The sequence below is a fragment of the Streptomyces sp. NPDC029216 genome, from assembly GCF_040648015.1.
GTDB lineage: Bacteria > Actinomycetota > Actinomycetes > Streptomycetales > Streptomycetaceae > Streptomyces.
Map to the genome: position 1 here is coordinate 1 of NZ_JBEZWL010000183.1, position 13,396 is coordinate 13,396.

Consider the following 13,396-nt stretch of genomic DNA (forward strand, 5'->3'; position numbering starts at 1 on the left):
GACTCGCCCCTGTGGCGGGTGCGCCGGCTGCTGGAGGCGGTCGTAGCCGAGGTCGGCCCGGTCCCGCCACTCGGGCGGCAGCCGCAGCGTGTACCCCGCCCCGGGCACCGGCCCCACCGCGAGCGGCCGCAGCACGGCCGCCCGGTCCGGGTCCGGCCGCCCCACGACCCGTACCGCCAGCCCCGGCCATCCGGCCAGGCGGCGCAGGTTCGCGGTGTGCGCCAGCTCCGGGTGCGGGTGCGCCGGGAACAGCCGGAGCAGCGGCGCGTCCACCCGTACCGTGCCGTCGGGCGACAGCTCCCGTACGAGGACGTGGTCGCCGGCCGCGCCCTCGACCCGGACCGCACAGCCCAGCAGGCCCGGTTCGGCGTCCTGTGCCAGCATGGCGGCGACGGCCTCGGCCGCGGGGCGGGCGAACAGCGCGGCGAGCGGGGCCCGGTCCCAGGAGACACCCGGCAGGGGTGTGGCCCGGACCCCGCGTCCGGCGCCGAGCCGCCCGTCGGCGGAGACCGTCGCGCCCGCGATGCGCAGGCCTCCGCGCGCGAGCGCGGCGTGGTCGAGGGCGCCCCCGCCGAGGGCCACGGAGGCGGCCCCCGCACCCCGGGCGCGGGCGAGGCCGCCGGGGCGGACGTCCGAGAGCGTGTAGGGGACGCCGTCCGCGCCGAGGAGGTGGGTGACCACGCCGCCGTAGCCGGTCGCGGTCAGCACGGGTTCCCGGCACAGGCCGTGGACCGCCAGGCTGCCCCCGGCCCCGTAGGCGCGGCGGCCGCTCCCGGTCAGCCCGGGACCGCCCGTCCCGGCCGCCAGCAGCGCGGAGGTGCGCAGCAGCACCTCGAAGGCGGCGGCCAGGTCGGTCAGCCGCTGCCCGGCACTGCGCTCCCGGGCGGCCCGCAGCCCCCGCACCACCCGCAGGGCGGCGGCCTCGGCACCGGGCAGCCCGGCGACCCGCGCGGTGTGCGCGGCCCGCAGCAGCTCGGCCTGCACCACGGCACCTCCGGCACCGACCCCGGCGGCCAACGCCTCGGCGGCAGCCACCCAGAGGGAACCCCCGGCCCGCACCTGAGCGGCCGTGGGCCGGGAGCCCGCGCCGTCGGCCCTGCCACTTGCGTCGGCCTTGCCACTTGCGTCGGCCGCGCCACTCGCGGCGGACCCGGCTCCGGCGGCGGTACCGCCACTTGCGGCGGCCCTGCCTTCGGCGGCGGACCCGGCTCCGCCGCCGGCCCTGCCTCTGGCGGCACTGGCCCCACTGGGGGCCGCGCCACTGCCGATGCGCCCGGCCGGGGCGGTGGCACCGGGCCGGGCCGCGGCGCTCCCGCCGACGGCATGGGTCCCGCCCGTGGTCTGCGCATCGCTGCCGTTCTCGGCTCCGGTGGCGGCAGCCGCCCCGCGGGGGGCGTCGGCCGCGCCCGCGGCGGCGCCGGTGCCGGCGGACGCGGCGGTCTCCCCGGCCGGGGTGGAAGCCGTTCCCGCGGCGGTCTTCCTTGCGGGGGCGGCCGTGCTGCCGTCCTGGGCCGGGTCCGGCGTGGGAGCCGTTCCCGTCGGGGTGCCGGGCGCGGGGGCCGGGTCCATACCGGCCGGCGGGTTCTCGGTGCCGGGCGCGGTGTGCGGGTGGGCCGGCTCGGCCTCCGGCTCGGGCGGGGCTTCCTCCGCCTCGTCCGGCCAGGGCGACGGGTCCGCCAGCGGGGCAGCGGCCAGGACCGCCGCGCGGTGCAGGCAGCGAGGGGCCAGGAGGCAGGTGCAGACCGCCTGGCCGGCCTCCGTGAGCGTCCCCGCGGGCCCCGGCCGGAGCGTGACCACCGCGTCCTCGCCGAACCCGACGGTGACGTCCCCGTCCGGCCCGGCCACCGCGGCGTCCCGGCAGCCCTCGACGGCGGCGTCGAGCTTCTTGCGCAGCCGGGCGCTCAGGTTCTCCACGGCCTCCGCCACCACCTCGGCGGCGACGGGCGGCAACAGCGGGCTGGTCATCAGAGCTCCCCACGGAGTCGGTCGCCCACCCAGCGGGCGAGGGCGAGAGGGCTGAGCGCGGCCACCGGCATCCCGGCCGCGACGAGCTGCCGCGCCACCGGGACCGAGTACCGGGGCGTGCCGGAGTCGTCGAGCGCGGCGCAGCCCAGCAGATGGGCGCCGGACGCGGCCAGCGCGCGGACCTCCGCGAGGAGGCCGCCGACCGGGCCGCCCTCCTCGAAGTCGCTGACCACGACGACCAGGGTGCGGCTCGGCACCGTGATCAGCGAACGGGCGTGCGCGAGGCCCGCCGCGATGTGCGTACCGCCGCCGACCCGGACCTCCAGCAGCAGCGAGAGCGGGTCGGCGACCCGGCCGGTGAGGTCCACGACCTGCGTGGAGAAGGCCAGGAAGTGCGTGGACAGGGTCGGGACCCCGCCCAGCACGGCCGCCGTCAGCGCCGACCAGACCACCGACGCCTCCATCGAGCCGGAGACGTCCACCACCAGGATCAGCCGCCAGTCCGCCTCGCGGGACGTGCGGGTGTGGAAGACGGGACGCTCCGGGACCACGACCACGCGGCCGTCGTCGAGGCGGCGGGTGTGCGCCAGATTGGCCCGCAGGGTGCGCGCCAGGTCGAGCCGGCCGCCGGGGCGGCGGGTCGGGCGCGGGGTGGACAGGCCCGACAGGGCCGGGCGCATCCGGTTGGCCAGCTCCTTCGCCAGCTCGTCCACCAGCCGCTTCACCAGCGGTCGCAGCCGGGCGAGCTGCTGCTCGGGCATCCCGCCGGCCAGCGACAGCACGGAGGTCAGCAGTTCCACGGAGGGCCGCACGGACGCCGGGTCGAGCTGGGCGAGCACGTCGGTACGGCCCGCGCCCGCCGCGTCGGCGAGCACCTCCTCCCGTACGTCGGCGCCGAACAGCGACTCCAGTTCCTGCGACCACTCCCGGGCCGTCGGGAACGACGCCCCGTCCCCGCCGCCGGAACCGGACCGGCCCAGGTCCCCGGAACCCTCGCCGCGCCCGGCGCCGTACAGCTCGTCGAGGGCACGGGCGTAGCGGTGCGCGCCGGCCGGCAGCCGGTCGCGCTGGCGCCCGAGCAGCAGCCGCCACCGATCACCGGCCGCCAGACGCCGCCCACCGTCCGACTCCGCCACCCCGAACGGCACCACGCCCCCGCCGGCCGCCCTCGCCGGCTGCGCCGACAGGACGGGCACGACGGCTCGGACGGCCGTGTCCGCGGGCTCTTCGGCAGTCATGCCGGTGGGCTGTGCCGCGTACGCGGGTACGGCCGTCGTGCCGGTGGGCTCGGCCGCTTCCGCGGGTACCTCGGCTTCGGCCGTCGTGCCGGTGGGCCGTGCCGCGTGCGCGGGTGTCACCGTTTCGGCGGGCGTGCCCGGCGGCCGGTCCGCTCGCCCGGGTGCGTCCGGTTCCGCAGCCGTGCCCGTCGGACCGGCCGGAGGTGCGGGCGTCGCCGTCCGCTCCGCCGGAGGTGCGGGCAGGGGGAGTTCCTTCAGCGCGCCCAGGCCGGCCGCGTCGGCGGCGGCCCAGAGGGCGAGCAGGGCGGGCGGTGCGTCGAGGGTGAGGTCCAGCCGGTCGCCGAGCCGCTCCGTCACCGTGTCCAGCAGCCGGTCCCGCGCGGCCGGCGACAGCGCGTCGAACCCGGCGCGCAGCGCGGGCAGCCGCTCCAGGAACGCCCCGTCGGCCAGGCCGTCCACCCGGTCCAGCAGCGGGGTCAGCGCGGCCGGGGAGGTCTCCAGCAGCGGTCCGGCGGCGGTGAGCAGCCCGGCGAGCCGGCGGGCCAGCGCGCGCCGGCCCTCGGCCGTGGCGGCCCCGTCCACCCAGGCGGCGGCCCGGGCGCCGAGCCCGTCCGCCGGATCCAGGTCCAGCAGCACCCGTACGGCCAGCGCCGCGCCCCGCATCAACGGGCTCCCGCCCTCGGCGAGTTCCGCCAGGGCGGCGTCCATCCGCAGCCCCAGCCGGCGGGCGGCGGCCCGGTCGGAGAGGGCCACCAGGGCGGCCGCGTCGGCGGGGTCGTCACTGCCCGCGAGGCCGGGCAGCGACCGTACGGCCGTGTCCAGAAGATCCCCGCCCAGCGCCTCGGCGGCGGCCCGTGCACCGGCGGAGGCGCCGGGCAGGTGCCCGCGCCGCAGCCCCTCCAACAGGTCGACGGCCTCCAGGAGTTCCGCCACCCCGGCGGTCTCCGGCAGCACGGCGGCCGCCTCCTCCAGGCGTACGTCGACCAGCTCGGGCAGGTCGCAGCGCGCGGCGGCGGCCAGGCCGGTCAGTACCTGCGCCGCCGTCGGGCCTCCCTCGGCGGCCTCGCGGCGTGCGATGTCGCGCATCGTGCCCGCGGCCGCCTGGGCGGCGGTGACGCCGCGCACCCCCGCCAGGTCGAGGCGGGCCGGAACCGAAGGGGTCCAGGACAGCCGCCACTTGCTCCCCAGGGCGGTACCGTCGCCGGTGGCGGCGACGCTCACGGGCTCGCCGTACGAGGCCCCGCACACCAGCAGGCGCTGGAGCAGCACCTCGCGGCGCCCGTCGAGGTCCGAGCGCAGCGGGTCGAGGCGCACCTCGCGCGGCGCCGGGTCCTCGGGGGACGGCAGCCGCAGCTGTACCAGCTCCGCCTCCACGGAGGGCCCGAGCCCGGAACGCGGGGCGTGCGGGGTGGTGCGGCCGCGTGCCGTGCCGACGAACACGGTCTCCAGGGCGCGGGCCAGCGCCCGCCCCCGGCCGAGGGGTTCGCCCTGCCCGAGCACCGTGGTGACGGCCTCCAGCAGCTCCCCCCGGCCGGGCGCGGGCAGCCCGCGCAGCACCGCGAGGTCACAGGCGAGCCGCAGCGTCTCGGCGGCCTCCCCGGTCCCGGCGGTGTGGCCGTCCCGGCGCAGCTCCCGGCACAGCCGCGTGACGGCCGCCGAAGCCGCCTCCCGCAGCCGCACCGGATCCCCGCCCGCCTCGAACACGGCCTGCTGCCACAACGGATCCCGGATCCCCGCGGGGTACCCGGAGCGGGAGTCGAGCAGATCGTACGAGTACGCCACGAAGGAGGTGACGACCTCGCCGCCCGTTTCGGCCCCGGCCGCCGGTGCGGCGGCTTGCGGGTCGCCTTCCGGGCCAGTGGTCCCATCCGTGCCCGGGCCCCCATGCTGCCCGGCCCGCGGAGCGGGGGCGTTCGTACGGGTGGCGGTCCGCTCCGGTGAGCCGGGGCCCGCGCCGGGCGCGCCCTCGCCGCTGCGCGGCGCCGGTACCGGAGTGTCCGCGAGCAGGGCCGGGGCGTGGAAGGCGCCGATCACCGCCGCCACCCGGCGGCCGCCCTCGGCGGCCGCCGTGAGGACGCGGCGCATATGGGCCTCCCGCGCCAGGTCCGTCGCCGGGACGGCGCCCGCGTCCGTGCGCAGGGCCCAGCCCACGCCCAGCGCCGCGCGGCGAACGGCCTCCGGGGAGCAGCCCGGCGCCAGGACCTCCACGGCCCGGTCCCACATGTCGTCCCCGTCACGCCCGGTGCCGGACGCGGCGAGCCCGTCCGCGTACGACCGACGCCCGCGTCCCGCCCCCGCCCCGGCCGCCTCCGCCGAAGCCGGGCCCGGCCCGTCGACGCGGTCCGTGCCGGGGAGTGCCCGGCCCGGGACGGCCGTTGCGGCCGGGTCCCCGTCGGGTCGCGCCTGGGCGGGTACGGCCCTGCCACTGCCGTCCGCAGCGGGTCGTGCCGCGTCGAAAGCGGCCCCGCCGGCAACGCTCGCGCCGGGACGGATCCCGCCCGGGGTGCTCCCGTCGGCGCCGCCCGTGCCGGGGTGCGTTCCGGCCGGAGCGGGTCCGGCGGGGCCGGCGGGCGGTGGGGTCCAGGACGGGTCGCCGAGGGGGAGGTCGCAGCACACGACCTCCACGCCCCGCTGACGCGCCCAGCGGACCGCCGCCAGTTCCGGGGAGAAGTCCGCGAACGGGTAGAACGCCAGCCGGCCCTCCCGTCCCAGGCCCGCCAGGGCCACCGGGGCGACCGTCTCCGGGTCGGCCAGGTGGGCCAGCCACGGCTGGAAGTCGGCCGGCAGCTCCACGCAGACCACCTCCGGGTCCGCCGCGTCCAGCAGCGCCGGGACCACCGCGGCCAGCGCGGGACTGTGGTGGCGTACCCCCAGCAGGTACGGCGTGCGCGAGGCGGCCAGGGCCGCCACGGCCTCCCGTGGATCAGCGGTGAGCGTCAACGCAGGCTCCCGCGCAGGTCCCAGAGCCGGCGCCACATCGCCGAGCCGTCCTCGGCCCGGCGGCGCACCGGGCCGTCCCAGTAGCCCAGCAGCCGCCCGTGGTCGGCCGGGTCGTCCTTGCGGACGACGCCCAGCAGATGGCCGGGCAGCAGGTCCAGCACGTCACCGCCCGGCAGGTACGCGGCCGCGACCCCCAGCGAGGCCGCCACCTGCACCGCCTCCGCCGTGGACATGACCGTACCGGGCCGCTCCACGTCCCAGCCCTCGGCGCTGCGCCCCGAACGCAGGTCCCGGAAGACGGTGACGAGCGCGTCGAGCACGCTGTCGTCCACGCCGAAGGCCGCCCCGGCCCGCTCCACGGCGGCGACGGCCTGCCGGCGGATCAGCGCGGCCTCCGCGTCCGGGTCCGAGATCGGGCCGACGGTCTCGAAGTTGAAGCGCCGCTTGAGCGCCGCCGACATCTCCGAGACGCCCCGGTCACGCAGGTTCGCGGTGGCGATGACCGTGAAGCCGGGGGCCGCCGAGACCACCGAGTCCTCGGTCGCCGTCAGCTCGGGCACGGTCACCCGCCGGTCGGACAGGATCGACACCAGCGCGTCCTGCACCTCGGGCAGACAGCGGGTGATCTCCTCCACCCGCACCACCCGCCCCGTGCGCATCGCCGCCAGCACGGGGGAGTCGACCAGGGCCTGCGGGGTCGGGCCCTGGGCGAGGAGCAGCGCGTAGTTCCAGCCGTACCGGAAGGCGTCCTCGGTGGTGCCCGCCGTGCCCTGCACCGTGAGCGCGCTGGTGCCGCACACGGCGGCGGACAGCAGCTCGGACAGCATCGACTTGGCGGTGCCCGGCTCGCCCGTGAGCAGCAGCCCGCGCTCCCCGGCCAGGGTCACCACGCAGCGCTCCACCAGGGCGCGTTCGCCGACGAACTTCGGCGCGATCACCAGCTTCGACGGCAGTCCGGCCCGCCGCTTGGGCAGGGCCAGCTCCTCGCCCTCGCTGCCGCACACGAAGGTGACCACCGCGCGCGGGGTCAGCGCCCAGCCCGGCGGGCGGGGCCCGGTGTCCTGGGCGGCGAGGAAGGCCAGTTCGGCGGCGTGCCGCTCCTCGGCGGGCATGACCTGCCGTGCGGGAGCGGACTGTTCGGTGACGGTCATCGGGAAGTCCTCGTGTTCTGGATGGACGTACGGAAAGAGGCAGGGGCCGGCCGGCGGGGGCGCGGCCGCACGGCACGCGCCCCCACCGGGGCCGGGCGGGCCGCGCTCAGCGGCGCCGGCCCGCGGTGCGCTTCACCTTGAGCTCCTCGAAGCGCGGGACGTCCCCCTCGCGGACCCGCGCCCACGCCCGGCGGTACAGCTCCGCCGCCGGTTCGGCGGGCACCAGCGCGCCCAGCACCGGATGGCCGCCCGGGGCCAGGGCGTACATCGGCAGCTTCCACTGCTCCACCGGCAGCGCGGGCGTCCCCGGCTCGGCCCAGGGGCCGGGCAGGAACAGCGAGCGCCCCGCGCGGGTACGGGTGGCCGACACCACCAGGTCGGTGGCGGCCAGCTCCGCACGGGCGGCCTTCAGCCGGGCCGGCTTCCAGCCCGTCCAGCGTGCCGTGTTGCGGTCGGTCGGGTCGGGCATGGCGAGCAGCGCCAGGTACAGGGCGGCCGCGTCGGCCCCGAGCCCGTACTCCGCGGACACCTCCGCCACCAGCTCCGGCACGCTCCGCGACGGGTCCTGCGGCCACCAGGTGCCCTCCGCGTCCACCGCGCCCGCCACCGGGGTCCCCGGGTCGGCGAGCAGTGCGGCGAAGGCCGGGTCGTGGGCCAGGCGCAGTGCCGTCTCCGTCGCGGAGGGCAGCTGTTCGGTGCCGCGCAGCAGCGGCAGGTACGGGTCGGACCCGGTCGAGTCCAGCAGGGCGGTGCGCAGCGCGGGCAGGGGGCGGCCGTCCTGCGTGGCCAGCACCACCGCGCCGTACCGCTCGTACCCCTCCGTGGTCTCGGTCGGGGTGCCGGCCGCCTTCCGGAAGTCGGCCAGGCCCACGTAGGACCCGACGCTCAGCAGCAGGTCCGGCGAGGCCAGCCGCTGCCGTACGGCCGTCAGCGCCGGCGGCAGGCAGGACCGTACGGGGTGCCCGGCGGGCAGCCGGTGCGCGAGCCAGGCCGCGAAGCCCACCGAGGACGTGAACACGCCCGCGTCGAACGCGCGCCCGCCCGGGACCACGGGCTCGGCACGGTCCCCCTTGACGGCCCAGGCGGTGTCGGCGGACAGCACCGGGGACGCCGCCGCGTCCAGCAGCGCGGGCAGGGCCCGGTGCGCCGACCACGCCGCGCGGACCTCCTTGGCGGCGTCGGCGAGCAGCCACTCGGGCACCGGCGTACGGCGGCCCGCGCGCAGGTTCCACACCCGCGCGGCGGCCTCCGCGTCCGGGCCGTGCGTCCACAGCCGCGCCGGGTCGGCGGGCAGCAGCGCCGCGACCAGCTCGCGCCGCACCTCGGGGGAGAGGTCCCTGAGGTCGTTGCGGGCGGGCGCCGCGTCCGCCGCCTTGACCCCGAGGACCCCGCGCAGCTCGGCGGGCAGGAAATTGCGGTCGTGGCTGTCCAGGTACGGCAGCCCCGCCAGCACCAGACGGGCCATGGCCGCCGACACGCCGGTCAGCCGGCCGAACTCCTCGGCCGCCTCCGGGAACCACGGCGCCGGGCCGCGCTCGGCGGCCTCCTTCAGGAACGCCGCCAGCCAGCCGGCCCCGCGCTCGCGGTCGCCGACCGTCACCGCCTCGCCGGCGCCGGTGTAGGGCGCGGGCACCGCGAAGGCGCCGGCCGGGTCGTGCAGCAGCGCGTCGAACTCGCGCCCCCGCTCGAACTCCCGGGTCTGCTCGTTCAGCATGAGCACCGCCCCGCCGCCGAGCGGCACCACCGCGCGGTGCCGGCTGCCCTTGCCCCGCTCCCGGCCGTCGGCGCCCAGCAGGTGGCCGGTGTCGATGCGCACCTTCAGGCGCCGCCACCGGGCCGCGGAGGCCTCGGCCGAGGCCAGGCCCAGCGCCTCCACCTCGGACAGCATCCGGCACAGCACGGCCCGCTGCTCCTCGGTGGTGCCGGTGACGACCGCGCGGTACGCGACCGCGGCGGGTGCCTCCAGGAAGGGTCCCGTCCAGGGGAACGCGGACTGCGCCAGCTTCGGCACGTCCACGTGCACCCGTCCGGGCACCGCCTCGGCGGCGGTGTCGGCGGTGGCCTTGCCCAGCGTCCGCAGCAGCGCGAACGTCGCGTCGGAATCGCCGCCGTAGTAGCGGTGGTAGGAGTTGCCCGTCAGCCCCTGCAGGGCGGCGTCCAGCAGCCGGTCGGAGGGGCCGCGGGCCGCGCGCGGCTGCGGCGCGGGCGCCGGGCGGCGGCCGGTCAGCGACTCCGCCACCCTGGCCAGTGCCTTGCGCTGGACCAGCGCGGCGCGGACCACGTCGACCACCCCGGCGATCAGGACGGGGGTGCTGACCTCGGGCAGGGCGGAGCGCACCAGCGCGGGCAGCTCCTCGCGCTTCTCCGCCTCCGCGGCCGCCTTCAGCAGCGCTCCGGCGGCCGCGGCGTCCAGGGTGCGCAGCGCGGCCGAGCCCTCGGGGTCGCGGGGGCGCAGGCAGTACCAGTAGGTGAGCGGCGGGAGTTCCGCGTCGCCGGCGGCGTGCGGGGCGCCGTGGTGACCGGCGGTGACCCGTGCGGTGACGGCCCCTTCGGGGTCGCTGAGGGCCAGGGTCCGCCAGTCGCTCGTCACGGCGCGCGGCCGCTCGTCACCGGGCAGGCGGACCGCCGCACGCGGGAGGGAGCCGCCCTCGGGGACGGTGACCCGGCCGCCCGCCGGGTCGGAGCCGTGCCAGCCGTGGCCGGGCACGCGCACGGCACGCCAGCCCTGCAGCCCGTCGGCGGGCGCGCCCAGGACGGAGCCCTCGACGGCGGGCACCGGCCGCAGCCAGTTCTGGCCGACGTTGTCGGGCAGGGTGCTGCCGGCCGGGTGGCCCTCCAGGGCGTCGGCGAGGAAGCGCGGCATCGAGCGCCGTCCCGTCGCCCCGGTGGCCGGGTCGTACTCGGCCCAGCCCGGGCCGTGCGGTTCGCGCTCCGAGTCCCAGGCCCAGTACGAGGTCCCGTCGGAGATGACGGGCCGTTCGGCCGGGACCAGGCTGTCGCCGCGGTGCAGCACGCCGTGGCCCGTGGTGCGGCCGCCGCCCGGCAGCGGCAGGGATACGTGCCCGGAGCGCATCGACCAGTACGTGGCCGCGGAGTCCAGGGTGAGGACGTCGTCGGGGGCGCTCAGCCAGTAGCCCTCGACGGGGCCGTTGTAGGTGGCCCAGAAGACGAGGAGGTCGCCGTCGGTGTAGTGGAAGCCGAGCTGCCGGTTGTTGAGGGAGGGCGCCCGCAGGTCGTGAGTGAGCACGGTGGAGTCCGCGTCGATGACCCGTACCTGAGTGGAGTTGGCGACGATGACGTACGGCCAGGCGTCCATCACGGTCAGGTGGCCCCGGCCGCGGCCGGGCGTCAGCTCGCGGACGGCGCTCTCCCAGGCCGGCCAGACCAGTTCCTCGAACAGGCCGCCGCGCAGGGTGCGGGCGAGGACCTCGTCCAGGTCGGCGGAGGCGGCTCTGGCCACCTCCTGCGGGGCCAGCGCCAGGGCCTCGGCGGGCAGCCAGGTCAGCCGCCGGATCGCCTCGGGCAGGTCGGGCAGGGCCGACGCGGTGGACTCGGCGGCCACCTCGCGGACCCAGTCGGCGATGAGCGGGATGCTGCCGGGGGTGACGGCGAGCCGGCGCACTGTCTCGCGGCCCCCCGACATGTTGCTGTTGAACCGGTTGAGGGTGCGCAGGAAGGCGGGGCGCAGCCGCTCGTCGGCGCACAGCGCCACCAGGTCGCGCGGCTCGGCGGACCGGCTCCACCCCTCCAGGCCCATCAGGGTCCCGGGGCCGTCCTCGGGGGCGGCGACCGGAAGGCCCAGGGAGAGCAGCAGGTCGAGGAGGTTCACGTCCTGCAGGTCGAGGCGCAGGCCCTGTTCACGTCCGGGCAGGGCGAGTTCGGCGCGCAGCCGGTCGGCGCAGCGGGTGACGAGCGTGAGCAGCGCCGGCACGGCGGGCGGGGTGCCCCAGCCGGCGTACCGGGCGGTGTGGAAGCGCTCCAGCCAGCCGGCGGTGCCGTCGGGGGAGCGCTCGGTCTCGGGCAGGCCGCCGTCGGCCAGTCCGGCGGTGGCGCCCGACTCCTCCAGGACCTCCAGCCACATCCCGGCCAGTTCGCCCGCCTCGCCGGTGCCTGCGGGCACCATGCCGAGCAGGGTTCCCCGTACGGACGGCACCCGCTTGGCCAGCGCGATGAGGGCGGTGCGGTGGGACTTCCACCAGCCTGCCGCCGCCCGCAGGGTGGCCGGCAGCGGCAGCAGCTCGGCCAGGTACTCCTGCTCGGGCACGTTGCCGGTCATCCCGGCCGCGCGGGCCAGGCGGCGCAGCTCGGTCGTGGCCTGCGCGGACGGCGGGAGTCCGCCCGCGGTGCGGCGTACGCACAGACGGCGGAAGCGGGTGAAGGCCTCGGCGGGGGAGACCCGCTGGGCGAGCTCCTTGCCGTAGCCGGTGAGCACCTTGACGGGCAGGGCGCCGGCCAGGGCGAACTCCAGGAAGACGGCGTCGAGGCGGTCCTCGTCGACGGCCAGGCCGTAGCGGGCCTCGGCGGCGCGGGCCCGGCCGAACAGCTGGGCGGCGTAGGTGGTGTTCTCGACGGCGAGGAAGAGCCGGGCGGCCTGCTCCTGGAAGACGGGCAGGAAGTGCGGCAGGGAGGCGGCGAGCCGCTCGGCCAGCTCGGTGCAGGCGTCGAGGGCGGCCTTGGGCTTGGTCTTCGCCTGCCGGGCCAGCCGGTCCAGCTCGGGGACCAGGGCGAGGGCGTGGTGGCCGTCCTCGGGGTGGTGCACGAGCACCCACTCGGGGAAGCCGAGCGCCTGCCGGCGGCCGAGGCCGACGACGGCGGGCTCACCGTCCGGTACGAGGCCCAGGAAGCCGACGGCGAGGTCCTCGGCGGCACCCAGCTCGGCCGCGGCGAGCCGGACGACGACCCGCTCGTCCCCGAGGGCCGGGTGACGGTACGTCCGCGCGGTCAGCGGGACCGCCCCGGGGCCCGCGTCGGCGGTGCCGGCGGGCAGGACCGCTCCGGCGGCGAGCAGTTCGGCGCTCGCCGTCCGCGCCCCGGTTCCCGTACCGGTCCGTGCTTCGGTCGTGTCGGTGCTCACGCGTCCCCGCCCTCCTCGATCTTGCGCCCGGCGTACAGCGCCGCGGCCATCCGCATGCCCTCGGACCAGGCCACCGGCCCGACCTCGCCGAGCCGTACGGCCCGGCCCTCCTCGTCGTGCCAGCTCAGGGCGCCGGTCTCCGACTCGTCCTCCCAGTACGGCTCGCCGATCCACACGGCCGCCTCGACCGCCCGGCCGCCGTCGCGGACCCGGCAGGTGGCGTAGCCGCCGGAGACCCGGTGGCCGAGTCCGGTGGCGCGGGCCGCGAGGCTGAACCGGGAGGGGAACTTCCCGCCCGCGTAGTCGCGTACCTCCGTGGCGGATTCCTTGAGGTCCTCGGGCTTCGTCCAGGTCGCCCGGTGGATCTGCTCGACGCGCTGGGTGATGTCCAGCTCGGCCGCGAACTCCCGTACGTCGTCCAGGTCGGGCAGCAGCACCGGGTGCGGCAGGGTCACCGTGCGCGGGGAGAGGCGTACGGTCTCGCCGTCGAGGTTGACCACCTTGAGTTCGCCCGCGTCGGTGGCGTCGCGCAGGAAGCCCGCCTCGTCGGGGTCGCCGTCGCCGACGACGGCCAGGTCGCGCAGGGCGGCCTGCCAGGCCTCGTCGCGCCAGACCCGGGCCAGCAGGGCGGTCGGCACCGGCAGCGAGGAGACCATCCAGGCGTCCACCTGGGCCACGCAGGCCGCCTCGTGACGGTCGAGCCACTCGGCGAGCCGGCGCAGCCGGTCCACCTCGGGATGGTCGCGCAGCGCCTTGGGGACCGTCTTCAACTGCCGCCCCGCGGGCCGCCGTACGGCGACCCGCCCTTCCACGAGGGAGACCTCGTACCCCTCGTCCAACGCCAGCCAAGCCATCAGCCGTGCCCCTCCGCCTGTCCGAAAACGGTCTTGCGCAGCCCTGAGGAAGGCTCCAACGCCTGCTGGGCTGCGGTATGTCGGGAGACTAGCGAGCCCCACTGACAACGCCGCGTGGCGGGTGCGTCCCGGGACGGAAACGCCGCTGCCCCCGGTCCGTGGGACCGGGGGCAG

5 protein-coding genes are annotated in these 13,396 nt (G+C 78.1%); all 5 read right to left on the bottom strand.

The features are described 5' to 3' along the window. Positions 1-1,965 (bottom strand): hypothetical protein (locus AB0F18_RS35360; RefSeq protein WP_362068376.1); only part of this gene is annotated, 1,965 nt, incomplete at its 3' end. Then, complete coding sequence (locus AB0F18_RS35365; RefSeq protein ID WP_362068379.1) at positions 1,965-6,143, bottom strand: DUF5682 family protein; 4,179 nt, start codon at positions 6,141-6,143, stop codon at positions 1,965-1,967. The genes AB0F18_RS35360 and AB0F18_RS35365, both read right to left, overlap by 1 nt. Further along, positions 6,140-7,294, bottom strand: a complete 1,155-nt coding sequence (locus AB0F18_RS35370; protein ID WP_362068382.1) for an AAA family ATPase — start codon at positions 7,292-7,294, stop codon at positions 6,140-6,142. Before AB0F18_RS35370 ends, AB0F18_RS35365 begins: the two co-directional genes overlap by 4 nt. A gap of 106 nt (positions 7,295-7,400) precedes the next feature. After that, positions 7,401-12,368, bottom strand: a complete 4,968-nt coding sequence (locus AB0F18_RS35375) for a DNA-binding protein (protein WP_362068385.1) — start codon at positions 12,366-12,368, stop codon at positions 7,401-7,403. Next, on the bottom strand, positions 12,365-13,222 hold the full coding sequence (locus tag AB0F18_RS35380; RefSeq protein ID WP_362068388.1) for a DUF4132 domain-containing protein: 858 nt from the start codon (positions 13,220-13,222) through the stop codon (positions 12,365-12,367). Before AB0F18_RS35380 ends, AB0F18_RS35375 begins: the two co-directional genes overlap by 4 nt. Between the last annotated feature and the right edge of the window lie 174 nt (positions 13,223-13,396).